The 23413-nt window shown below is 68.9% G+C and carries 25 protein-coding genes; 15 read left to right on the forward strand and 10 right to left on the reverse strand.

Annotated features, from left to right (window positions below):
• Positions 1-23 precede the first annotated feature (23 nt).
• From G6N61_RS06835 to G6N61_RS06845, 3 genes are read left to right on the forward strand one after another with little or no spacing between them, the layout of a single operon-like run.
• Complete coding sequence (locus tag G6N61_RS06835) at positions 24-626, forward strand: TetR/AcrR family transcriptional regulator (protein ID WP_235887434.1); 603 nt, start codon at positions 24-26, stop codon at positions 624-626.
• Positions 619-2196: a flavin-containing monooxygenase gene (locus G6N61_RS06840; protein WP_163917849.1), complete on the forward strand. Its 1578-nt coding sequence runs from the start codon at positions 619-621 to the stop codon at positions 2194-2196. Before G6N61_RS06835 ends, G6N61_RS06840 begins: the two co-directional genes overlap by 8 nt.
• Positions 2193-3020 carry a mycofactocin-coupled SDR family oxidoreductase gene (locus G6N61_RS06845; RefSeq protein ID WP_163917850.1) on the forward strand — a complete coding sequence of 276 codons (828 nt, stop codon included), beginning with the start codon at positions 2193-2195 and terminating at the stop codon, positions 3018-3020. Before G6N61_RS06840 ends, G6N61_RS06845 begins: the two co-directional genes overlap by 4 nt.
• Here G6N61_RS06845 and G6N61_RS06850 read toward each other — a convergent pair.
• Together G6N61_RS06850 and G6N61_RS06855 are read right to left on the reverse strand one after the other, a co-directional pair.
• Positions 3005-3694, reverse strand: coding sequence for a DUF427 domain-containing protein (locus tag G6N61_RS06850; RefSeq protein ID WP_163917851.1), 690 nt, complete (start codon positions 3692-3694; stop codon positions 3005-3007). The two genes, G6N61_RS06845 and G6N61_RS06850, sit on opposite strands and share 16 nt — an antisense overlap.
• A gap of 7 nt (positions 3695-3701) precedes the next feature.
• Entirely contained in the window at positions 3702-4580 is an 879-nt protein-coding gene (locus tag G6N61_RS06855; RefSeq protein ID WP_163917852.1) for an acyl-CoA thioesterase, read from the reverse strand.
• A gap of 78 nt (positions 4581-4658) precedes the next feature.
• Between G6N61_RS06855 and G6N61_RS06860 the strand changes: the two genes are divergently transcribed.
• The 3 genes from G6N61_RS06860 to G6N61_RS06870 all read left to right on the forward strand — a co-directional run bounded on the left by G6N61_RS06860 (position 4659) and on the right by G6N61_RS06870 (position 7907).
• Positions 4659-5315, forward strand: a complete 657-nt coding sequence (locus G6N61_RS06860; protein ID WP_407666393.1) for a TetR/AcrR family transcriptional regulator — start codon at positions 4659-4661, stop codon at positions 5313-5315.
• Positions 5316-5511: 196 nt separating this feature from the next.
• Positions 5512-6654: an acyl-CoA dehydrogenase family protein gene (locus G6N61_RS06865; protein WP_163917854.1), complete on the forward strand. Its 1143-nt coding sequence runs from the start codon at positions 5512-5514 to the stop codon at positions 6652-6654.
• Entirely contained in the window at positions 6651-7907 is a 1257-nt protein-coding gene (locus G6N61_RS06870; RefSeq protein WP_163917855.1) for an acyl-CoA dehydrogenase family protein, read from the forward strand. Before G6N61_RS06865 ends, G6N61_RS06870 begins: the two co-directional genes overlap by 4 nt.
• A 13-nt stretch (positions 7908-7920) precedes the next feature.
• Here G6N61_RS06870 and G6N61_RS06875 read toward each other — a convergent pair whose 3' ends face one another.
• The 3 genes from G6N61_RS06875 to G6N61_RS06885 form a co-directional block, all read right to left on the reverse strand.
• Positions 7921-8679 (reverse strand): alpha/beta fold hydrolase, encoded by a 759-nt coding sequence (locus tag G6N61_RS06875; protein WP_163917856.1) that lies wholly within the window; start codon positions 8677-8679, stop codon positions 7921-7923.
• 75 nt (positions 8680-8754) lie between these two features.
• A complete protein-coding gene (locus G6N61_RS06880; RefSeq protein ID WP_163917857.1) occupies positions 8755-9765 on the reverse strand; it encodes an Rv2578c family radical SAM protein in 1011 nt (336 codons plus the stop codon).
• A gap of 31 nt (positions 9766-9796) precedes the next feature.
• Positions 9797-10372 carry a TetR/AcrR family transcriptional regulator gene (locus tag G6N61_RS06885; RefSeq protein ID WP_163917858.1) on the reverse strand — a complete coding sequence of 192 codons (576 nt, stop codon included), beginning with the start codon at positions 10370-10372 and terminating at the stop codon, positions 9797-9799.
• A gap of 24 nt (positions 10373-10396) precedes the next feature.
• Here G6N61_RS06885 and G6N61_RS06890 point away from each other — a divergent pair, with 24 nt between their 5' ends.
• Positions 10397-11590 carry an MFS transporter gene (locus tag G6N61_RS06890; protein ID WP_163917859.1) on the forward strand — a complete coding sequence of 398 codons (1194 nt, stop codon included), beginning with the start codon at positions 10397-10399 and terminating at the stop codon, positions 11588-11590.
• Here the strand turns inward: G6N61_RS06890 and G6N61_RS06895 are convergent.
• Positions 11556-11972, reverse strand: a complete 417-nt coding sequence (locus G6N61_RS06895) for an Rv2576c family protein (RefSeq protein WP_163917860.1) — start codon at positions 11970-11972, stop codon at positions 11556-11558. The two genes, G6N61_RS06890 and G6N61_RS06895, sit on opposite strands and share 35 nt — an antisense overlap.
• A 255-nt stretch (positions 11973-12227) precedes the next feature.
• On the opposite strand from G6N61_RS06895, the gene urtA reads away from it, so the two are divergent.
• The 5 genes from urtA to urtE are packed head-to-tail and all read left to right on the forward strand — an operon-like array spanning position 12228 to position 17025.
• Positions 12228-13505, forward strand: a complete 1278-nt coding sequence (urtA, locus tag G6N61_RS06900; protein WP_163917861.1) for an urea ABC transporter substrate-binding protein — start codon at positions 12228-12230, stop codon at positions 13503-13505.
• 7 nt (positions 13506-13512) lie between these two features.
• On the forward strand, positions 13513-14397 hold the full coding sequence (urtB, locus tag G6N61_RS06905) for an urea ABC transporter permease subunit UrtB (protein ID WP_163917862.1): 885 nt from the start codon (positions 13513-13515) through the stop codon (positions 14395-14397).
• A complete protein-coding gene (urtC, locus tag G6N61_RS06910) occupies positions 14394-15512 on the forward strand; it encodes an urea ABC transporter permease subunit UrtC (protein ID WP_163917863.1) in 1119 nt (372 codons plus the stop codon). Before urtB ends, urtC begins: the two co-directional genes overlap by 4 nt.
• Complete coding sequence (gene urtD / locus G6N61_RS06915; RefSeq protein ID WP_235887435.1) at positions 15509-16333, forward strand: urea ABC transporter ATP-binding protein UrtD; 825 nt, start codon at positions 15509-15511, stop codon at positions 16331-16333. The genes urtC and urtD overlap by 4 nt, the downstream gene beginning before the upstream one ends.
• Positions 16333-17025, forward strand: a complete 693-nt coding sequence (urtE, locus tag G6N61_RS06920) for an urea ABC transporter ATP-binding subunit UrtE (RefSeq protein ID WP_163917864.1) — start codon at positions 16333-16335, stop codon at positions 17023-17025. Before urtD ends, urtE begins: the two co-directional genes overlap by 1 nt.
• On the opposite strand, the gene dtd is transcribed toward urtE, so the two are convergent.
• The 3 genes from dtd to G6N61_RS06935 form a co-directional block, all read right to left on the reverse strand.
• On the reverse strand, positions 17022-17456 hold the full coding sequence (gene dtd / locus G6N61_RS06925; RefSeq protein WP_163924643.1) for a D-aminoacyl-tRNA deacylase: 435 nt from the start codon (positions 17454-17456) through the stop codon (positions 17022-17024). The genes urtE and dtd overlap by 4 nt on opposite strands.
• 254 nt (positions 17457-17710) lie before the next feature.
• On the reverse strand, positions 17711-18985 hold the full coding sequence (gene hisS, locus G6N61_RS06930; RefSeq protein ID WP_163917865.1) for a histidine--tRNA ligase: 1275 nt from the start codon (positions 18983-18985) through the stop codon (positions 17711-17713).
• Complete coding sequence (locus G6N61_RS06935) at positions 18985-19683, reverse strand: MBL fold metallo-hydrolase (RefSeq protein ID WP_163917866.1); 699 nt, start codon at positions 19681-19683, stop codon at positions 18985-18987. The genes hisS and G6N61_RS06935 overlap by 1 nt, the downstream gene beginning before the upstream one ends.
• 162 nt (positions 19684-19845) lie before the next feature.
• On the opposite strand from G6N61_RS06935, the gene G6N61_RS06940 reads away from it, so the two are divergent.
• Positions 19846-20727 carry a peptidylprolyl isomerase gene (locus G6N61_RS06940; RefSeq protein WP_163917867.1) on the forward strand — a complete coding sequence of 294 codons (882 nt, stop codon included), beginning with the start codon at positions 19846-19848 and terminating at the stop codon, positions 20725-20727.
• A 19-nt stretch (positions 20728-20746) separates the two neighbouring features.
• Positions 20747-21760 (forward strand): peptidylprolyl isomerase, encoded by a 1014-nt coding sequence (locus G6N61_RS06945; protein WP_163917868.1) that lies wholly within the window; start codon positions 20747-20749, stop codon positions 21758-21760.
• 5 nt (positions 21761-21765) lie between these two features.
• Here the strand turns inward: G6N61_RS06945 and G6N61_RS06950 are convergent, their stop codons facing one another.
• Entirely contained in the window at positions 21766-22104 is a 339-nt protein-coding gene (locus G6N61_RS06950; protein WP_407666394.1) for an ArsR/SmtB family transcription factor, read from the reverse strand.
• A gap of 102 nt (positions 22105-22206) precedes the next feature.
• Here G6N61_RS06950 and G6N61_RS06955 point away from each other — a divergent pair, with 102 nt between their 5' ends.
• Positions 22207-23412, forward strand: coding sequence for an MFS transporter (locus tag G6N61_RS06955; protein WP_163924644.1), 1206 nt, complete (start codon positions 22207-22209; stop codon positions 23410-23412).
• Position 23413 lies beyond the last annotated feature (1 nt).

A 23413-nucleotide genomic window follows, 5' to 3' on the forward strand; every position in this document is an offset into this window, starting at 1 on the left:
ACACATTTCGATAATGTGTTCAAGTGCCCGATGACCCGTTGCCACCCCGGGCTGCCTCGCTCGCCCTGCTTCGGGCAACTGCCGACACATTGCGCCGTCTCGGTCCCCGCCGCTTCAGCCTGACTGCTGTCGCAGACGCCGCCGGGGTGTCCCGCGGTACCGTGCACAACGCATTCGGCAGCCGGGACCGGGCAATCAAGGTCGCCCTCGATCACCTCGCCTCGGCGTTCGTCGACACGATGGCCGACGAAGTGCACCGGTCCGGCACGCTGGCCGACCAGGTGGCCGCCGCCGCCCAGCTGATCTGTGCCCACCGGCAGCGCTCCGATCACGTCGTGCCCGGCGGCATCAACGAGAGCATCCTGGTGCTGCTGCTGCGCCACAGCGGTGACGACCTGGTCCACCGCGCCATCGAACTGTGGCAGCCGCACGTGTTGGCTGCCCAGAGCAGCGGCGAAGTCGGCCCAGGCGTCGACGCCAAACGCGCGGGCGAGTGGATCGTCCGCATCCTGTTCAGCTTCGAATTACTGCCCCCCATGGGCGTCAATCTCGACAATCCCCGCGCGGTGCGGCGATTCGTCACCGACCACGTCGTCAGTGGACTCACTGGAGGAACCCATGATTGAAGCCCACCACGAGGTCGTCGTCATCGGCGCCGGGCCTGGCGGCATCGCCGCGGCACACCTGTTGCGCGAGAGAGGCATTCACGACGTCGTGATCCTGGAGCGCGGTGCGGACTTCGGCGGCACGTGGCGGGACAACCACTACCCCGGCCTCGCCGTCGACATCCCCACGCTGTGGTACCAGCTGTCGTTCGCACCGAATCCCAACTGGAGTCGCCTGTTCGCCCCCGGCCCGGAGATCCACCGCTACCTGCGCGACACCGCGACCGCGCTGGGCCTCTACCCTCTGCTCCGACCGCACACCGAAGTCACCGCACAGCGCTGGGACGATCGAGCAGGCCGCTGGCTGCTGAGCACGCGCGACGGCCGCACCATCTCGGCGCGGTTCCTCATCAGCTCCGTCGGCGGGTACGTCAACGCCAAGGAGACCGTGGACATCCCGGGCGTCGAGGACTTCTCCGGGACGATTCTGCGCCCCAACGCGTGGGACGACGCCTACGACGCCCGCGACAAGCGGATCGCCGTGATCGGCACGGGCTCGAGCGGCGTCCAGATCTCGGCAGCGCTGTCGCCCGTCGCCCGCAGACTGGAGGTCTACCAGCGCACGCCGGCGTGGGTGCTTCCCAAGGTCGACTTCGACATCCCCCCGTCGATGCGGCGCGTGCTGCGCCTGCCCGGTGTCGTGCCCGCCATCAACGTGGCGGGGCGAATGTTGATGGACGCGGCCATGATCGCGCCGATCGTGCACGTGTTCTCCCGACTACCGGACTCGGTGCTGAAACGCGTCATGCCGTGGTACGACGCATACTGCCGCGCCCTGTACCGCCTGCTGCTGCGCGCGACCGTGCGGGATGCGCGCACGCGCCGGGCGCTGCTGCCGAAGTACGGGATCATGGCCAAACGCCCAGTCATCTCCAGTGCGTTCCTTCCTGCCCTCAACCGCCCCAACACCCAGCTCGTAACCACACCCATCGAACGGATCACCCGCGACGGCATCCGCACCAGCGACGGCCGGGAACACCCAGCCGACCTGCTGGTGCTGGCCACCGGCTACGAGTTGTGGACCGACCCCGAGACCTACCGCGAGGGAACCATATTGGGCAGCAACGGTTTCGACCTCGCCACCTACTACCGCGCGCACGGGCTTCGGAGTTACGCGGGCACCGCGCACCCGCGGCTGCCCAACCGGTGGGAGATCGTGGGACCGAACGGTTTCGTGGGGTTCGCCTGGCCCGACTTCGTGGAGACCATTGCCGCGCATGCGGTGCGGGTCATCGACGAGACCAGGCGGCGGGGTGACGACGTCGTCGAGGTGTCGCAGGACGCGTTCAACCGATGGAACGCGACGATGGCCAAGCGAGGCAGGACCGCCCACCTGTACTTCACCGACTGCAACCCGGGCCTGAACACCTACTTCATCAATTCCCAGAGCGACACCGTCTACCACCGGCCCCAGACGATCACCGGCTCACGACGCTTCGCCCGCCGCTCCCCGCTGCGCGACTACCAGTTCTCCCGCCGCGCCGCCGTCGCGCGACCGGCCACGTCCGACCTCGAGGAGCAACCCGCATGACCGATTCCGACACCCCGTTGGCCGGGCGCGTCGCGTACGTGACCGGCGCCGCACGCGGCCAGGGCCGTTCGCACTGCGTCCGGCTCGCGCGGGCAGGTGCCGACATCGTCGCGATCGACGCGTGCGGTCCGGTCGCCGAGCACAACGGCTACGCCCATGCCAGACCCGAGCACCTGGCCGAGACGACGAGTCTGGTGGAGGGCGAGGGCCGCACGATCCTGGCCACGGAGGTCGACGTCCGCGACCTCGAGGGGCAGCAGCGGGTGGTCGCCGAGGCAATCGAGCAGTTCGGCCGCCTCGACGTGGTCGTCGCGAACGCGGGCGTGCTCAATTGGGGCCGCCTTTGGGAGATCTCGGCGCAACAGTGGCAGGAGATCATCGACACCAACCTCACCGGCGTGTGGAACACCGTGAAGGCGACAGTCCCCGCCATAATCGACGCGGGCAATGGTGGTTCGATCATCACCATCAGTTCGGCGGCGGGCATCAAGGCCGTGCCGGGATGCGGCCACTACTGCGCATCGAAGTTCGGCATCGTCGGCCTCACCAACTCGCTGGCGATCGAGTTGGGCGAGTACGGGATTCGCGTCAACTCGGTCCATCCGTACGGCACCGACACCCCGATGGGCAACGACGTCTCGATGTATCAGATGTTCGCCGACCACCAGAGGTTCATCCACAGCTTCTCCCCCGGCGCGCTGCCGACCGACTCACTGGCGGCCCCGGATCTGGTCTCCGACATCGTCGTGTGGCTCGCAGGCGATGGTTCGTCGCTGGTCACCGCGGCCCAGATCCCCGCGGAGAAGGGCTATCTGAAGGTCTGACCGGCGGGCAGCTCGGCCGACACCACCGCGTCTGGGCTCTCGAAGCTGAGGAAGCCCCGGATCGGCTCGCTTTCGGGCAACGGCTCGTCGTAGCTCCATGCGACGTCCGGGATGACGGTGTCGCCGAGCACCGCCGCCCAGTACGTGGCGACGCCCTTGTAGTTGCAGTAGCTCGACGTGTCTGTCGCGCGCAGCAGATCGGTGCGCACGCGTGCCGGGTCGACGTACAGCCTTGGTGCCAAGGCCGTTTCGAACACGATCACGGTCTCGTCGGTGTCCACCAGCGTCTCGCCCCCGACGGTGACGCGCAGCCGCCGCGTCGTCGGCCTGCAGTCCACCCGGTGGTACGGGTTCGGCGGATAGTGGACCAGGCGGCGCCCCTCCTCGAACCACGCGTCCACCGCCGTCCACGGCACCGTGACGTAACCGGGCGCCTCCGGCACCGGTGCGGCCGGGAGTTCGCCCGCCAGTTCCGCCGGGAACGCGTAGCTCAGCGGTTGCCCTTCGCGATGCACGAGCAGGCACTGCTCGGTGTCGAGCACCACGTCCTCGCCCCGCACGGCCCGCACCCGCCGTGGATGCGGCTCGACGAGCACGATCGACCCGTCGACCGGCGGTGACAGCCGCCCGGCGCGCTGCGAGCCGAGCGGTCCGTGACCCGCGACCAGGCTCACCGGTGGCCTACAGCCGGGCGGACGCGTCGATCGACGTGTCGGTGGTGCGCAGTGGCCGGATCATCGCGTCCTGGGCGAACGAGGCGATGAGCTCACCCGCCTCGGTGTGCACGGTGCCGCGGATGTAGGACATCCCCGCGCCCACCTGTGTGCTCTCATGGCCGTAGAGGAGCCAGTCCGACCACGTGAACGGCTCGTGGAAGCTGACCCCGATCGTCATCGGCGCGGTCGACACCGTCAGGTGGGCCTGGGCGGTGCCGATGCCCTCGTGTGCCCGCATCGTGGTCGAGATGCCAAGGTGGCCGGTGAAGTACGCGATGAGCGCCTTGGCGAGGTCGTCGCGCGTCGGCACGGGGTCGTAGTGCAGCCAGGCGTGCAGCTCCGGCGGTCCGACCTCGTCGGGGCTGTTGACGTCGACGACGTCGACCAGCCGCATCTCGCGGCCCACCATCGGCATGTCTGCGGGATTCGCGTCGGCGGGTGCGGTGACGTCGGGCCGCGGCAGGTGGTGCCGGATGACGTCGGCGGACGGGACGTCGGTGAAGACAGTCGCCGTGATGCAACGCTTGCCGTTCTGGCTCGCGGACACCACGGCGGTGGCGGTGGTGCGTCCCTCTGCGACCACGTCGACGGTCAACTCGACCGGCGGTCCGACGAGCACGGCGCGGGCGAACACCGCGGTCGCGGACCGAACGGACTTCTCCGGGAAGCGCTTCGCGACCGCGACGATCGCCTGCGCGAGCACCTGAGTGCCCTCCACGACCTGACGTTCGTCGGCCCCTGCGAGGCCCGTCTGACCGATGAACCGGTCGCCGTCGGGCTCGACGTCGAACAGTTCGAGGAGCCCCGCGAGGGTCCACTGCGATTGATCGGGCTGCGTGGTCATGGGATGACACCCCTTCCGCTGTCGGAAACTCGCCGCCAAGCACACCACAGACTCGCGAGAAACGGTAACGTCGTTCTCGTGGCCCGGAGCGGAGCGACCCAGCCCGGTGAGCCGACGAGGCGCGCGAGCGCCGAGCCGGCAGCTGCCGGTGCGGTCGAGGAGGAATCCCGCGCCACCCGGTTCATGCGGTCGGCGCTGTCGATCCTCGGCGAGACCGGGAGGGCCGACTTCACCGTCCTCGAAGTCGTCGAGCGGTCGAAGACGTCACTGCGGTCGTTCTATCAGCACTTCTCGAGCAAGGACGAGCTGCTGCTCGCCCTCATCGAGAAGATCATGTCGGAGTCCACGCTGCGCTGGCGTGCCGACACCGACGACCTCGGTGCCGCCGAGGCCCTGCGCCTGCTGATCGAACGAGTCAGCGCTCCCGCGTCGTCCACCACCCAGGACAGCATCAACAGAGGTCTGACGTTCTACAACGACCACCTGGCCGAGACCGTCCCCGCCGAGTACGCCAGGGTGTTGGCCCCGGTGAAGGTGCTGATCGGCGACATCATCGACCGCGGCATCGCCGAGGAGGTCTTCGCACCGGACCTCGACGTCGACGCCTCCGCGACGCTGATCATGCAGTCCGCGATGGGAGCGATGCGGCTGCGGGTGCTGGGCGCCGAACTCAACGGCACCCCTCTCGAGGGCAAGCACATCTACGACTTCTGCCTGCGCGCCCTGGCGAAGTGAGCCCCACCCGGCGGCAAGCCGACCTGCGCTGAGCAACCGCCAGATTCAGGGCTGTCTACGCTGCTTGCCTGGTGGTAACGTCATTACCAAATTGGACAAACGAGACTTTCATCTCGCGTGAACGCCCCCACGCGAACTCCCCCATCCCGAATTACGCCGCTCCCCACCCCACGACAGCAGAGGCGCAACCGATCTCATGACACCAGTCGCCAATCCGGAACGAGTCCTCTTCGCGTCGACGGCCGAGGAGTTCCTGCAGCGGGAGGGCTCGCTGACGCACGTGCGCGAACTGCACGCCGCCGGTGAGACCTTCCGGCCGCAGTGGTGGCGACGCGCTGCAGAACTCGGTTGGACGAGCCTGCTGGTGCCCGAGGAACTCGGCGGCGGCAGCGTCTCGGGTGACGGCGTGGCGGACCTGGCGCTCATCGCCGAACTCATCGGGCGCTCCGTGGCTCCCGGCCCGCTGCATCCGGTCAGCACCGTGCTCGCCGGCCTGGTCGACTCAGACGACGCCGAAGGGCGCTCGACCGTCATCGAATCGCTCGTCGCCGGCGAGTTGGTGGCGTCCTGGGCGGTGTACGAGCCGGGGCGGGGGTGGGCGCCGACGGAGTCCACCGTCACCGCCGTCGCGACGGGGTCCGGGTGGCGCATCGACGGCGTCAAGGACCGCGTCGAGGCAGGCATCGAGAGCGGCATCGTCCTGCTCGTGGCCGTGGCCGACGGCGTGCCGAGGCAGTTCCTGGTGCCCACCGATGCAGCCGGCGTCCGCGTCGAGGCGCAGAACTCCCTCGACCTGGTGAAGCGATACGCGCGCATCACGTTCGACGGCGTCGAGGTGGCGCAGGACGCTGCGGTCGGCACGGCCGAGCAGACGCCGGCCCTGATCGCCCGGCAGGCCCAGATCGCCCAGGTGCTGCAGTGCGCGGAAGTCGTGGGGATACTCGACTCGGTCTTCGCGTTCACCGTGCAGTGGGCGTTCGACCGGCATTCCTTCGGCAGGCCGCTGGCGTCGTACCAGGCGCTCAAGCACCGGTACGCGGACATGAAGATCTGGCTGGAAGCGTGCCGCGCGACGACGCGTGCGGCGGTCGCCGCGGTGAGCGCCCGCTCCGGCGACGCCGACCGACTGGTCAGCGTCGCGAAGTCCTACGTCGGTGAGCACGCACCGGACATGTTGCAGCACTGCGTGCAACTGCACGGCGGCATCGGTGTGACGTGGGAACACGATCTGCACCTGTTCCTGCGGCGAGCCACCCTGAACCGGGCCATGTTGGGCACTCCGGAAGAACACGACCTGCGCGTCTACGCGCTCACCGAGGAGTTGGAGTCCGCATCATGACCGACACCACCACCGACGCTCCGGTCAGCACCGAGACGGTCGCGGAGTTCGCCGACCGGGCGCGAACCTGGTTGGCGGACAACATGCCTCGCGTCGACCCGGCCGACCCGCCCTACGTCGACCGCGGCGAGGAGGGCCCGTGGCTGCGCGCCCGCGAGCTGCAGAAACTGCTGCACTCGGGCGGCTTCGCCGGGATCTGCTTCCCCCGCGAGTACGGTGGCCTGGGCCTGTCGATCGCCTACCAGCGCGCGTTCAACGAGGTGTCGCGCGAGTACGAACTCCCGCTCATCCTGAACACCCCGACGTTCACCATCTGCGCGGCAACGATTCTCGACACCGGCACCGAGGACCAAAAGCGCACTCACATCGCCGGAGCCATCAGCGGTGACGAGGTCCTCGTCCAACTGCTGTCGGAGCCCAGCGGTGGGTCGGATCTCGCGGGTGTCATCACCCGCGCGGACCGGCGAGGCGACAAGTGGATAGTCAACGGCGCCAAGACGTGGAGCACCAGCGCCTTCGCCGCCGACTACGGGCTACTGCTCGCGCGCACCAACTGGGACGTCCCGAAGCACGAGGGGCTCACGATGTTCCTGGTGCCACTGGCGGCCGACGGCATCACCATGCGCAGGATCAAGCAGGTCGACGGTGGCAACGAGTTCTGTGAGGAGTTCTTCGACGACCTCGAACTCGGCGACGACGCCGTGGTCGGCGAGGTCGACAAGGGCTGGGAAGTGGCCTCGCGGCAGATGTTCCACGAACGTCGCGCCGTCGGTGGCGGTTCCGAGTTCGCCAGCGGCATCGGCGCCGAGGGGTCGACGGACCAGCTGGTCGACTACGTGGAACTGCTGCGCGCCACCGGGCAGACCGGGAACGAACGCATTCGCGCGATGGCGGGCCGCGCGCTGGTGCGCCGCGCGGTCCAGGAGCAGCTCGTCGACCACGTGTACCACGGGGTGCTCGACGGTTCGCTGCCGTCGGCAGCCGGCTCGATCCTCCGCATCAGCCACGCCGAGACGGTCCAGTTCGAGGTGGACACCGCGCTCGGGATCGCCGGTGCCGCAGGCGTGGTCGACGACGGCAGCGGGCTGTTCTCGTTCGGTAGCCGCTACCCGTCACGGCAGGCCGCGTCGTTGGGCGGCGGTACCACCGAGATCGCGCGCAACGTGATCGGCGAGCGCGTACTCGGCTTCCCTCGCGAACACGCACCCGACCGGGGCGTGCCGTTCAATCAGGTGAAGCGCAACAAGAACTGACGGATCGGGGCGGTCAGCCCCGGTGTGCCCGCCAGAACTCCACCATCACGGCCGCCGCCGACCCGGGGTCCTGCGTCATCCACCAGTGCCCGAGCCCGTCGAGCACCTCGATCCGGGCACCGGCCCTGGCCGACGCACGCTGCTTCTGCTCGGCGGTCCCGACGTAGTCGTCCTCGGTGGGCAGCAGCGTGAGACCCGGCCGTGCGGCGGCGGCTTCGAGGTGGTCGCCGGCCCTGGCGGCGTTGGGTTGTGCGGCCGAGCGGTAGAGGGCGAGGATCGACCGGCCCATCGCCTCGTCCACGCCGGGGGCCACGCGTTCGGCGATCTCGGCCGCCATCCCGGCTCCCGTGAGGAACGCGGCGCGATCGGACACCGGCATGGCGGCCAGTCCCGCGACCACCTGCTCTCCCACCTCGGGCGTCTGCCACTGCTGGGCGAGCTCGTGCCACACGTACTCGGCGTCGAACACGCCCGGCACGTCGGACGTCCACGTGCGGATCAGATCGGGTCGCGTCATCGCGACGTTCAGTACGTGGCCGCCGCCCCAGTCGTGGCCGACGAGGTCCACGGGTTCGCCGATGGCCTCGAGTTCGGCGACCAGCCAGTCGCGGTAACCGTGCATCGTGGCGCTGAAGCCGTCCGGCACCGGCGCGCCGAAGCCCGGTGGCGACAGCCTGCGGACGTCGGTCTCACCGAGTTCCGCGAGCGAGGCGACCAACAGGTCCCACACCGCGGCCGTCTCGGGCACTCCATGGACGAGGACGACGGTCATGCGCTCTCCTGTCGGTCGACGAGCATCGTGTCGCAACCTACCTGCGACGGGTGACGACGCGTCGACGCCCTCGGGTCAGAACAGCGTCGGCTCCGGTTCGGCCACCACGGCAGGCGTCGGCCGCACGCGGAACGGCCGGTTCCGCGCCTCCAGCCCGTGGCGGCGCACCAGCGGAGCGGCCCTGTCGCGCAACGCATCCCGATAGTCCTGCGGAAGATAGGCACCTCGCCGGTACAGCTCGCGGTACTGCGGCAGCAGCTCCGGCCGGGCCTCGGCCAGCCAGTTCATGAACCAGCCGCGCGTCGACCCCCGCAGGTGCAGACCGAACACCGTCACCCCGGTGGCCCCCGCCGCGGCGACGTCGGCGAGCAGTGCGTCGAGATGCTCGACGGAATCGGTGAGATGCGGCAGCACCGGGGCGATCATGACGTGGCAGTCGAGGCCGGCATCCCGGATGGCTCGCACCAGGTTCAACCTTGCGCGCGGTGTCGGCGTCCCGGGTTCGATCTGCTGATGCAGATCGGCGTCGCCGATCGCCAGCGACACCGAGACGGTGACGTCGACGGTCTTGCCCGCTTCGGCGATCAGCGGCAGATCCCGTTGCAGCAGTGTGCCCTTCGTCAGGATGGACATCGACGTTCCGGATCCGGCCAGGGCGTCGATGATCCCGGGCATCAACGCATAACGCCCCTCGGCCCGCTGATAGGGGTCGGTGTTGGTGCCGAGGGCGACCGTCTCGCGGGTCCACGATCTGCGCCGCACCTCCCGGCGCAGCACGTCGACGACGTTGGTCTTCACCACCACCTGGGTGTCGAAGTCGACGCCGGAGTCGAAGTCGAGGTACTCGTGGGTGGGCCGGGCGAAGCAATAGCGGCAGGCGTGGCTGCACCCGCGATAGCCGTTCACGGTGAACCGGAACGGTAGACCCGAGGCCTCGGGCACCTTGTTCAATGCCGACTTGCACAGCACTTCATGGAACGTGATGCCGTCGAACTGCGGCGTGCGCACCGACCGGACGAAGCCGAGGCGCTGCAGCCCGGGCAGCGCTCCGTCGTCGACCTCGATGCCTTGACCGTCCCAGCGCATGCCTCCATTCGAACGTGCGTTCGATGATCTGTCAAGGGTGGGTTGCGTGGGCGACCAGGGTTGCGGCGACCCGGCGCCCCACGGCGGACGACCGTCGGCGGTCGTCGTCGCGCAGCCGCATCCCGAGTTCGCCGGTGAGCACCAGCAGAATCGATTCGGCCAGGTCGTCGGGCGCGTCGCACGGCAACCGTCGCGCGAGGTCGCGCAACGTGCGACGCATGTGATCGGTGTCGCGCTCGATCGCCGCGGCGATCTCCGCAGGCGGGTTGGCATACTCGGCGGCCGCGCCCAGGAACGCACACCAGCGCGCTCCGTCCGGCCGGTCGGCGTACTGGTCGATCGCGTCGAAGATCGCCAGCAGTCGCTGCTCGTCGTCGGTGGCCGCGTCGATCGCGTCGGCCCAGACCCGTCGCCACCGTTCGTGCCGCCGTTCCAGTGCGGCGGCGATCAGCGCCTCCTTGCTGCGGAAGCCGCGGTAGAGCGTGGCCGCCGACACCCCCGCCCTTGCGAGCACGGCGTCCACGGGGGTCGACTCGATGCCGCGGGTGAACACGACGTCGTCGACCGCGTCGAGCAGTTTCTCCTCGGAGCCCTTGCGCACCGGCATGCCAATCAGCCTAGACTCGCAAAGGTGAAACGATCGTTTTCGTTTGGTGACGTCCGCCCGAGCCTCCTCGTGGTGTTCGGGACGTGCTTCATCGCCGCCACCTACGGGCTGGTGCGGCTGGCCTACGGACTGTTCCTCCCCGACGTCCAGCGGGACCTGGGGCTGGGCGCGGCGGGCGCCGGATACGTCTCGTCGGGCTCGTCGCTGGCGTACTGCGCGGCCGCCCTGGCCGGCTTCCGCCTCGGCGGTCGCCGGCCGCGAGCATTGGTGGTGGCCGCAACCGCCACGGCCTGCCTCGGCGTGTTCGGCATGGCCGCCGCGACCAGCATCCCCGTCTTCGCCGGGTTCGCCATACTCAGCTCGGCCGGTGCCGGGTTCGCCTCCCCTGCGCTGGTGACCATCGTCGCGCGCAACGTGGGTCCCGACCGTCACGACAGCGCTCAAACGGCGGTCAACGCGGGCACCGGACCGGGCCTCGTCGCCGCCGGAGTGTTGGCGCTGATAATGCTGCCGCAGTGGCGCGCCAGCTGGGTCCTGGTCGGCGTCGTGACGGCGGCCATCGCCGTAGCGGTGCTGGCGGCCGATCGGGCGTCGACCGTCGACGCGCCTGCGACACAGCGGCTCTCGATGGGCTGGGCGCGGCGGCACCTGACCGCCATCACCGCCGCCGTGCTCTTCGGAGCGGGATCCAGCGCCGTGTGGACCTACGGGCGGAGCCTGCTCGTCGAGGTCGGAGGCGGGTCCCAAGGCGACACCGTCACCGCGTGGATCCTGCTCGGCGTGGGGGGCACCGCGGTCATCGCGACCGCTCGGTTACTGGCCAAGTCGACACCGACCGGCGCGTGGATGCTCACTTGCGCACTCGTCACGTGCGCCGTCACCGCACTGGCCATCGCGCCTGGCCGGACCTTCGTCGTCGTCACCGCGTGCCTGGTGTTCGGCTGGGCGTTCGTGGCCGCCACCTCCGCGCTCATCGCGTGGACCACGGGCATCGATCCCGCCAATGCCGCGGCGGGCACGGCAATGCTGTTCGTGGCGCTGATCTTCGGGCAGGCCGCGGGTGCGGCCGCGCTCGGATACGCGATCTCGCTGGCGGGCTACCCCACGGCGTTCATCGCTGCGGCCGTCCTCACGGCGTCGGCCGTGGCCGTCGCAGCGCTCGACCGACGTCGCCCCGCCGGTGTCAGTTCCAGGACCGCAGTTGGCACTGCGTCGTGAACGGACCCGTCTGCTCCACGACGACCTGGCCGTCGACGGCGATCTCGCAGCGCACGTTCGGGTCGGCCTGCATGGCGTGCGCGGCACCGCTGGCCGAGAGGAACGCCCACTGCGAATCGGCCAGCGTGGTCTCGAAGACCCATGGGGCACCCGGCGCGAGGTTCACCTTCTCGCTCTTGACGAACGCGTTCGGGTCGGCGTGGTACGCCTCGAGGCTCGGCGGCGCCGCGAACGAGTAGTAGAGATTGAAGTCCCCCGGCCCCAACGCCGAGAGCGTGTACCTGACCTGGTGTGCGGCGGGTTCCGCACTCGCCGTCTGGCCCAGCCCGAGCGACGCTGCCGCCAGCGCGAACGCGGTTCCAACCACTGCTGTCTTACGCATGATCGTCACATCGACGGACCGTACCGCACCGTTACACGGCACACCCGGGGACTCGAAGCCATCGTGGATACCCGCCGATCCTCGGGTGAACACCGTGCGAACGCGGCGTTAATTCATTCGTCACGTACAGAAATTTCACAGAAACAAAGCGTCTCTAACGTCCCGCATCGACGCTCGACGAGCGTCGAACCTCAGCGCTCGCAGCGGATTCGGAATCCGCGTGCCAGCGCCTCGCGGCACGACGAAAGGTTGTTCATGCGGTTGTCCAATGGGGGTACCACCCGCTCGCGGCTCAATAAATCGGCCCTGGCGGCCGGGAGCCTGATCGCCACGACCAGCCTCCTCCTGGCCGGTTGTGGCAGCAAGGCGAGCGAAACCGATGGCGCCGCAGCCGCGTCGTGCGTCGACACGTCCGGCTCGACCGTCAAGGTGGGGTCACTCAACTCCCTGTCGGGCACGATGGCGATCTCCGAGGTCACCGTTCGCGATGCCATCAAGCTGGCCGTCGACGAGATCAACGCCTCCGGCGGCGTCATGGACAAGCAACTCCAACTCGTCGGGGAAGACGGAGCGTCGGAACCCACGGTGTTCGCGGAGAAGGCCGAGAAGCTCATCAGCAGCGACTGTGTCGCAGCGGTGTTCGGCGGCTGGACGTCGTCGAGCCGCAAGGCCATGCTGCCGGTCTTCGAGAGCAACAACGCGCTGCTCTACTACCCCGTGCAGTACGAGGGCCTCGAGTCGAGCAAGAACATCTTCTACACCGGTGCCACCACCAACCAGCAGATCGTGCCCGCCCTGGACTACCTGAAGGAGAAGGGCATCAAGTCGCTCTACCTCGTCGGTAGCGACTACGTGTTCCCCCAGACGGCGAACCGGATCATCAAGGCCTACGCGAGTGCCAACGGCATCGAGATCAAGGGCGAGGACTACACCCCGCTCGGATCGACCGACTTCTCCACCATCGTGAACAAGGTGCGCAGCGCGGACGCCGACGCCGTGTTCAACACGCTCAACGGCGATTCCAACGTCGCCTTCTTCCGCGAGTACCGCAACGTCGGCCTGACCCCACAGCAGATGCCGGTGGTCTCGGTGTCGATCGCCGAGGAAGAAGTCGGCGGCATCGGCGTGCAGAACGTCGCGGGCCAGCTCACGGCCTGGGACTACTACCAGACCATCGACACCCCGGTGAACCAGAAGTTCGTCGCCGCGTACGAGAAGGCCTACGGCGCCGACAAGCCGACCTCGGATCCTATGGAAGCCGCGTACGTCTCGGTGTACCTGTGGAAGAACACCGTCGAGAAGGCGAAGTCGTTCGACGTCAAGGCCATTCAGGACAACGCGGGCGGTGTCACGTTCGACGCGCCCGAGGGTCTGGTGACCATCGACGGTGAGAACAACCACATCACCAAGACCGCACGCATCGGCGAGATTCGGCCCGACGGACTGATCTACACGGTGTGGGAGTCCCCCGGCCCGATCGAGCCGGACCCCTACCTGAAGTCCTACCCGTGGGCCGCCGGCCTGTCCGGCTGATTCGCCCGTGGATGTCCTGATCGGACAGCTGGCAACGGGATTGAGCCTCGGCTCGATCCTGTTGCTGGCTGCACTGGGACTGTCGCTGACGTTCGGCCAGATGGGCGTCATCAACATGGCGCACGGCGAGTTCATCATGGCCGGCTGCTACACCGCGTACGTCGTGCAGCAGGTGTTCTCGAACGCCGGTGTCTCACTGCTGCTCTCACTGGTCATCGGGTTCTTCGTCGGTGGCCTCATGGGAGTGGTCCTGGAGGTCACGCTGATTCAGCGGATGTACGACCGGCCGCTGGACACCCTGCTGGTGACGTTCGGCGTGGGGCTGATCCTGCAGCAGGTGGCGCGCGACGTGTTCGGCGCACCCGCCGTCAACGTCATCGCCCCGACGTGGCTGCCGGGTGGTGTCGAGATCTTCGGTGCCGTGGTACCCAAGACCCGCATCTTCATCCTGATCCTCGCCGCGGTGTGCGTGGCGGCGCTGGCCACGGCGCTCAAGACGAGCCCGATGGGACGGCGCATCCGCGCCGTCGTGCAGAACCGGGATCTGGCCGAGACGAGCGGCATCTCGTCGCGCAAGACCGACATCACGACGTTCTTCCTCGGATCGGGTCTGGCGGGCGTGGCCGGGGTGGCACTGACCTTGATCGGCTCCACGAGCCCCACCACCGGGCAGAGTTACCTCATCGACGCGTTCCTCGTCGTCGTCGTCGGCGGTCTCGGCCACATCAAGGGCACGGTGATCGCGGCCCTGGGGCTGGGGTTCTTCAACTCGTTCATCGAGTACAACACCACCGCCTCGCTGGCCAAGGTGATCGTGTTCGTGATCATCGTGTTCTTCCTGCAGGTTCGCCCGCAGGGACTGTTCACCGTTCGGACCAGGAGCCTCGTATGACACGCGTACTCGGCCGCTGGCAGACGTGGGCGGGGTTCGGCATCGCCGCCGTCGCGCTGTTCGGCGTCGCCCCCGCGCTGCTGTCGGACTTCCGGCTCAGCCTGCTGGCGAAATTCCTGTGCTTCGCCATCGTGGCGGTCGGCATCGGATTGGCATGGGGCCGTGGTGGAATGCTCGTCCTGGGCCAGGGCGTCTTCTTCGGTCTCGGCGGCTACATCATGGGGATGCATCTGAAGATCTCCGACGCCGCGCTCACCAAGCAGGCGGTGCCGGACTTCATGCAGATCGCGGGCGTTCGAGAACTGCCCGCCTACTGGCAGCCGTTCGCATCGCCCATCGTCACGCTGCTGGCGGTCGTGTTCGTCCCGACGGCGATCGCCGCCCTGCTCGGACTCGGCGTGTTCAAGCGCCGCGTCAAGGGCGCGTACTTCGCCATCCTGTCCCAGGCGCTGGCGGCCGCGCTGGCGATCCTGCTGATCGGCCAGACCAGCATCGGGGGAAGCAACGGGCTCAACAACTTCCGCACGTTCTTCGGGTTCGCGCTCAAGGACCCGGTGAACAAGCAGATGCTCTACTTCATCGCGGCGGCGGTCCTGCTTATCGTCGTCGCAATCGTGCGCCAGCTGATGCAGAGCCGCTACGGCGAGCTCTTGGTCGCGGTGCGCGACGGTGAGGAGCGCGTGCGCTTCCTCGGGTACGACCCGGCGAACGTCAAGGTCGTCGCCTACACGGTGGCCGCGTTGTTCGCCAGCATCGCGGGCGCGCTGTTCGCCCCGATCGTCGGCTTCATCGCGCCGTCACAGGTTGGCATCCTGCCGTCGATCGCGTTCCTCATCGGGGTGGCGATCGGGGGCAGGACGACGCTACTCGGACCGGTGCTCGGCGCGATCGGCGTGGCGTGGGCGCAAACCGTGTTCTCCGAACGCTTTCCGTCGGAGTGGACCTACGCCCAAGGCCTGCTGTTCATCGTGGTCGTCGGGTTCTTCCCCGCCGGCCTCGCGGGGCTCGGCGTCTTCCTGCGTCGCCGACGCAAGGGCAAGCCCAAGGCGGAACCTGACCCGGTGGCGTTAACGGACCCCGACCCCGCTCCCGAGAAGGCAGGAGCCAGCCGATGACCGAGACGCAGACTCCAGGCAGCATGACGACGCCGGTGGCCGGCGGCAATGTCGGCATGGGCACCCAGTACCTCGAAGTGCGCGGGCTGACCGTGGACTTCGACGGTTTCAAGGCCGTCAGCGACGTCGATCTCACGCTCTTTCAGGGTGACCTGCGATTCCTGATCGGGCCCAACGGCGCGGGCAAGACGACCGTCATCGACGCCATCACCGGGTTGGTGTCGGGCACGGGGTCGGTCAGCAAGTCCGGCGTCGAACTGCTCGGCAAGAAGGTGCATCAGATCGCCCGCCTGGGCGTGGGCCGAACGTTTCAGACGGCGAGCGTGTTCGAGCAAATGACGGTGCTGCAGAACCTCGACATCGCCGCAGGCGCGGGGCGGTCGGCGTGGACGCTGCTGCGGCGACGATCCGGGGTGTTGCCCGCCATCGAGGAGGCGCTCGAGATCACCGGCCTGGCCGACCTGGCGGACCGGCCCGCGGGGGTGCTGGCGCACGGGCAGAAGCAGTGGCTGGAGATCGGCATGCTCCTGGTCCAGAACGCCGACGTGCTGCTGCTGGACGAACCCGTGGCCGGGATGAGCCACGACGAACGCGAGGAGACGGGAAACCTGTTGCGACGCATCGGTAGCGAACGGACCGTGGTCGTCGTCGAACACGACATGGACTTCATGCGGGCGTTCGCGACGTCGGTGACGGTGCTGGCGCGCGGGCAGGTGATCGCCGAGGGAACCGTCGCCGAGGTGCAGGCCAACCCCAAGGTGCAGGAGGTCTACCTCGGCACCGCCGCGGCGGGCACCGATGCTCTGGTGGAGGAGCCCTGATGCTCGAACTCGTCGACGTCCGTAGCGGTTACGGCCGCTCGGAGGTGATCCACGGGGTGAACCTCGAGGTGCCCACCGACGGCGTCGCCGCGGTGATGGGACACAACGGTGCAGGCAAGACCACGCTGCTGCGCGTCGCGGTCGGGCTGTTGAAGTGCTCGGGCGGCAAGGTGATGTTCGATGGCGAGGACGTCACGAAGATGCGACCGAGCGCCCGGGTCGCGCGCGGGCTGGCGTACGTGCCGCAAGGCCAGCAGTCCTTCGGGCAGCTCACCACGGCGGAGAACCTGCAGGTGGTCGCCGACGGTCGCAAGAACGGCAAGCAGCTCATCGACGAGCAACTGGACCTGTTCCCGGCGCTCAAGGAGCTGCTGGGCCGGCGGGCCGGGTTGCTGTCGGGCGGTCAGCGCCAGCAACTGGCGATCGCGCGGGCGCTCATCACCACGCCGACGTGCCTGATCCTCGACGAGCCCACCGAGGGCATCCAACCCTCGGTGGTCGCCGAGATCGAGGCGGCGATCACAGCGCTCACCCGGCGGGGTGGTCTGGGCGTGCTGCTGGTCGAGCAGCACATCGGGTTCGCTCTCGAGTCGGCGCAGCGCTACTACATCCTCGAGTCTGGGCGCGTGACGTCGAGTGGCACTGGTGGTTCCGCGTCGGAGGCCGACGTGCGCGCCGCGATGGCGATCTAGGACAGTTCGAGCAGCAAGGTAACCGGTCCGTCGTTGACCAGTTCGACCTTCATGTCGGCGCCGAAGACGCCCGTCTCGACGTCGGCGCCGAGACCGCGCAGCGCGTCGCACATCGCATCGACGAGGGGTTCGGCGACGGCGCCGGGTGCGGCCGCGTTCCACGACGGCCTCCGCCCCTTCGCCGTGTCGGCGTACAGCGTGAACTGGCTGACCACGAGGATGGGTGCCGCCACGTCGGCAGCGCTGCGCTCACCGTCGAGAATGCGCAGGCGCCAAAGCTTCTCGGCCATCCGCGCGGCCACGTCGGCGTCGTCGGTGTGCGTGATGCCGACGAGCGCCAGCAGTCCCTGACCTGCCGGGGCGATCTCCCCTACCACGTCGCCTTCGACCACGACCCGCGCCGAAGTCACCCGTTGCACCAGTACCCGCATGGGCCATGATGCTGCCATCCCCGCGGTGCTCTGGGTCGCGGGGGTCGACGGCACGCGCCTCGGGGCGGCACCGGACCTTAGCGCTGTGGAGTGTCGACTTACGCTACGCGACACGCTATCTCGCGTAGCTCAACCCCACACTCGGCGCGTACACCCCGGCTTCGGCCCCACGAGCGTGCGCACACTCCCGCCCCCACCCGGCGTGTCGCCCGCAGACACGCACGCTCGCGGGAGGAGGTAACCCAGCAAGCGGCCTAGAGGAGGCGGACGCGGCCCAGGCGCGCGAGCACGTTGCCCACGACGGCGTCGATGGCCACGTCGACCTGCTCGCCGGTGGCCAGGTCCTTGACGCCCACGGTGCCCGCCTCGACGTCGCGGTCGCCGGCAACCAGGGCCATCGACGCACCGGAGCGGTCGGCAGCCTTCATCGCGCTCTTCATGCTGCGGTCGCCGTAGGCCAGGTCCACCCGAACACCCGCATCCCGCAGCGCCGCACCCAGTTTCGCCAACTCGAGCTTCGCCGCGTCGCCCAGCGGCACGGCGAACACGTCGACGGCGCTCGTCTGGCCCACCGTCTTGCCCTCGGCCTTGAGCGCGAGCAGCGTCCGGTCCACGCCGAGCCCGAAACCGATGCCGGACAGGTCACGCCCGCCGAGCTGGCGCATCAACCCGTCGTAGCGTCCACCGCCACCGATACCCGACTGCGCGCCGAGACCGTCGTGGACGAACTCGAACGTCGTCTTCGTGTAGTAGTCCAGCCCGCGCACCATTCGCGGGTTGATCACGTACGGCACCCGCAGCGCGTCGAGATGCGCGAGCACCGTGTCGAAGTGCTGCTTGGCCACGTCGGACAGGTGGTCCATCATCACCGGGGCGTCAGCGGTCATCTTCCGCACGTGCGGCCGCTTGTCGTCGAGCACCCGTAGCGGGTTGATCTCGGCCCGCCGCCGGGTGTCCTCGTCGAGGTCGAGCTTGAACAGGAACTCCTGCAACAACTCTCGATACTGCGGTCGGCACGTGTCATCGCCCAGGGAGGTGATCTCCAGGCGAAAGCCGTCGAGCCCGAGCGCACGGAACCCACTGTCGGCGATGGCGATCACCTCGGCGTCGAGCGCCGGGTCGTCGACGCCGATGGCCTCGACGCCCACCTGCTGCAGCTGCCGGTAACGACCGGCCTGCGGGCGCTCGTAGCGGAAGAACGGACCCGAGTAGCAGAGCTTGGCGGGCAGCGCACCGCGGTCGATGCCGTGCTCGATGACGGCGCGCATCACGCCCGCGGTGCCCTCGGGCCGCAGGGTCACCGACCGCTCCCCGCGATCGGCGAAGGTGTACATCTCCTTGGACACGACGTCGGTGGACTCCCCCACGCCGCGCGCGAACAGGGACGTGTCCTCGAAGATCGGTAGCTCGACGTAGCCGTAGCCGGCACGACGGGCCGACTCCAGCAGACCGTCGCGGACGGCGACGAACTGGGCGGACTCGGGCGGCAGGTAATCCGGGACGCCCTTGGGCGCCTGAAATTCGCTCATCACAGACCTTCGAGGAAGGGGTTGGTTCGGCGTTCGGCGCCGATGGTGGTCTTCTCGCCGTGCCCCGGCAGCACCACGGTGGAGTCGTCGAGGACCAACAGCTTCTCGACGATCGACGTGTAGAGGTCGCGACCGCTGCCACCCTCGAGATCCGTCCGGCCGATCGACTTCTTGAACAGCGTGTCGCCCGTGAACGCCATCTCCGCCGGCCCGTTCGCCCACGACATCCCCGAGTCGCTTCGCTCCTGCCCGCCGGCAACGCGGAACGTCACCGACCCCCTGGTGTGCCCCGGGGTGTGGTCGACGGTGACGGTCATGCCGCCGAGTTCGATCTTGTCGCCGTCGCGGTCGAGTTCGACGACCTGCCGCGGCTCGGTGAACATCACTCCGACCGCGAGTTGAGCGAGCCGAGGACCGAAGCCCTTGATCGGATCCTTGAGCATGGCCCGGTCCTCGGGGTGGATGAAGGCCGGGCACCCGTAGGTGTCCGCAACCTTCTGCGCGGACCAGACGTGGTCGATGTGCCCGTGGGTGAGCAGCACCGCCGCCGGAGTCAGCCGGTTCTCGTCGAGGATCTTGCGCAGCCGCGGCATGGCCTTCTGGCCTGGGTCGACGATGATCGCGTCAGCGCCCTGACTCGGGGCGAGGACATAGCAGTTGCACTGCAGCCATCCCGCAGGGAAACCGGTGATCAACACGGAGTCCAGTTTCCCACCTCGTGGTCGGCTGCCAGTCGTGCGGGTCGCGGGACCTCTTTTCAGGCATTCCTGGCACACTCGGTGCCGAACGCGAGTGAGGTCGCCGTCCCGGCGACACCCCGTTCACCGAAGAACGAAGCGATCACCAGGAGGACAGCGGCGGTGCCGACCAACGAACAGCGGCGAGCAGCGGCCAAGCGCAAGCTCGAACGGCAGCTGGAACGCAGAGAAGCACAGGCCAAGCGGCGACGCCAGCTGACGATCATCGGCTCGGCCGTCGGTGCGGTCGCCCTGGTCGCCGCGGTAGTGGCCACCGTCGTCATCACCAACCGCGACTCCGGCAGCACCACCGCCTCGGCCGCCACGACCACCAGCGGTGCGGCCAGTTCGGGGCAGGAGCCGCCTGCCGACGGGTCCGCGCTGCCCGCGTTCAAGCCACCCGCCGATCTCGGCGCCGACTGCCAGTACCCCGCGGCGGAGGCTGCGAGCAAGAAGAACAACCCGCCGCGGACGGGCAAGGTGCCGACCGACCCCGCCCAAGTCAGCGCAAGCATGACCACCAGCGAGGGCAACCTCGGCCTGCAGCTCGACAACGGCAAGGCACCGTGCACGGTGAACAGCTTCGCCAGCCTGGCGCAGCAGGACTACTTCAACGACACCCCGTGCCACCGGCTCACCACCGGCGGACTCGCGGTGCTGCAGTGCGGCGACCCGACCGGCAAGGGCACCGGCGGCCCGGGCTACGAATTCGCCAACGAATACCCGACCAATCAGTTCCAGCCCGACGACCCCGCGCTGCAACAGCCGGTGATCTACCCGCGCGGCACGTTGGCCATGGCCAACGCCGGACCGGGCACCAACGGCAGCCAGTTCTTCCTGGTCTACCAGGACTCGCAGTTGCCGCCGAACTACACGGTGTTCGGCACCATCGACGAGACCGGCCTGGCCACGCTCGACAAGATCGCGGCCGCGGGCGTGCAGGGCGGCGGGGGCGACGGACCGCCCGCGAAGCCGGTGCAGATCAAGACCCTCGGGCTGGACTGACACCACCGGTGTCGACCCCGTGACCGTTCCGCCCCCGGCACCAGGACCGCCACAGCCATACCCGTACGGCGACCCACAGCCGTACGGGTATGGCTACGGGCCACCACCGCCGACCGGAACCAACGGGCTCGCAATCGCGTCGCTGATCTTTGCGTTCCTGTTCGCGCCGCTCGGCATCCTGTTCGGCCACCTCTCGCTGGCGCAGATCAAGCGCACCGGCGAGCAGGGGCACGGCCTGGCGCTGGCCGGCCTGATCCTCGGGTACGTCCTGACCGCTCTCGGCATCCTGTTCCTGGTCGCGACGATCGTCGTCGCGAGCCTCGCGATCCAGGCCGTCGACGACTACCGAGCCCAGAACCCCGGCTTCCCCGGCACCACGGCAGGCCCGCTCCCGCAGAACGGCCTGCCGCCGTTCAAACCGCCGGCGACGCTGGGTTCCAACTGCCAGTACCCGGCGACCACCGAGGCCGCCAGCAGGCCCAGCCGGCCGCCGCGTACCGGCCGGGTGCCCACCACACCCCCGGTCGTGGACGCCACCCTGGTCACCGACTCGGGTGCGATCGGCCTGCGGCTCGACAACGCCAAGTCGCCGTGCACGGTCAACAGCTTCGTCAGCCTCGCGCAGCAGGGGTACTTCGACGGCACCACCTGCCACCGGCTCACCACGTCGGAGTCGTTACGGGTGCTGCAGTGCGGTGACCCGTCGGGCACCGGAAGCGGCGGGCCCGGTTACCGCTTCCCCAACGAGTACCCCACGAACCAGTACCGGATGACCGATCCCGCGTTGCAGCAGCCGGTGCGCTACCCGCGCGGGACGCTCGCGATGGCCAACAGCGGCCCGGGCACCAACGGCAGTCAGTTCTTCGTCGTCTACGAGGATTCGGCCATGCCGCCCACGTACGCGGTGTTCGGCACGGTCGACGAGACCGGTCTCGCGGTGGTCGACCGGATCGCGGCCGACGGCGTCGAGGACGGGTCCGACGACGGGGCGCCGAAGTCGGCGGTGACCGTCGAATCCGTGCGTCTGGACTGACGTCGCTAGCGCGCGGCCTGGGACGACGGCGCCGCTTCACGGTTCGCCTTGCCCACGACGGACGCCAGCAGACCGGGGACTGCGCGGTCGACGTCGTCGACCCGCAACCGCTGATGGATCTGGCCGTCGTGCACCAGCCGTTCGGTGAGACCCGCCTCGCGCAGGATCTTGAAGTGGTGGGTGGCGGTCGACTTGTTGATGCCGTCGTAGAGCAGGGCGCACGGCGTCGGCTCGCCCGCGTTCATCAGCCTGCGCACCATCTCGAGCCGGACCGGGTCGGCCAGGGCGGACAGGATCCGGTGCACGCCGGCGACGGGCGCGACGTCGAGGCTCTCGCTTGTCACTCCCGTGCCCTCCGTCACAACCGGTTTGATGACCATCGAACCCGAGCGTACTCTCGACCGAGTTCGACGTCCGTCAAACCATGCGCAGGAGGCACCGTGACAGTGGCCCCGACCGACCGGCTCGCCGGTGAGTCGCAGCGCTGGGCGTACTCGCTGCTGCTGGTGCTGTCCGGCGTCGCGCTCGGCGTCTCCGGCCTACCCGCCCCGCTCTATCGGATGTACGAAGAGGTCTGGCACCTCTCGCCGCTGTCCACGACCATCGTGTTCGCCGTCTACGCCGTCGCCGCGCTCGGCGCGGTCCTGGTCTCCGGACGGATCTCCGACGTGATCGGCCGCAAGCCGGTGCTGCTCGGCGCACTCGCCGCGATGATCGTCGGCCTAGGCGTGTTCCTCATCGCCGACAACATGGCGCTGTTGATCGTGGCCAGGGCCATTCACGGGGCCGCCGTTGGCTCCATCGTCGTCGCAGGCGCTGCGGCGCTGCTCGACCTGCGACCGGACCACGGTGTGCGCTCCGGGCAGCTCAGCGGCGTCGCCTTCAACATCGGCATGACGGTCGCCATCCTCGGCTCCTCGCTGCTGGCCCAGTACGTGCCCCACCCCATGCGCACCCCGTACGCGGTGGTCGCCGTCGTCTGCGCGGTCGTCGGGGTGGGAGTGATCGCCTTGCGCGAGCCGCACTCCGCCCGCTCGTCGGGACCGATCCGCATCGCGAAACCGTCTGTGCCGCGCGAGATCCGCGGCGACTTCTGGTTCTCCGCCCTCGGCGTCATCGCGTCGTGGTCGGTGCTCGGCGTGCTGCTCTCGCTCTACCCCGCGCTCGCGTCGGCGCAGACCGGTGTGCACAACCTCGTCTTCGGTGGCGCGGTCGTCGGTGCCACGGCGTTCTCGGCGGCCATCGCGCAGCTGTTCGCGACCCGCGTGCCCGCACGGCGGGCGGCCATCATCGGCGACGTCGGCATGGCGGTGGCTCTCGGGCTGACGATCCCGGCGCTGGCCACCCACCAGTGGCTCCTCGTCCTGGGCGCCGCAGCCCTGCTCGGCGCGACGTTCGGCCTCAGCTTCGGTGGCTCGCTGCGGCACCTGTCCAACGTCGTGCCCGCCGACCGCCGCGGCGAGACCATGTCGGCGTACTACCTGCTGGCCTACACGGCGATGGCAGTCCCGACGCTCGTCGCGGGCTGGGCGGCCACGCAGTGGGAACTCGGCGCCGTGTTCCCGTGGTTCGCCGGCGCCGTCGGCGTGGCCTGCATCGCCGCCGCGGTGGTCGGCGCCGTCAGCACGCGACGCGCGGCCGAGTCGATCTGAG

Source organism: Mycolicibacterium arabiense, assembly GCF_010731815.2.
Classification (GTDB): Bacteria; Actinomycetota; Actinomycetes; order Mycobacteriales; family Mycobacteriaceae; genus Mycobacterium; species Mycobacterium arabiense.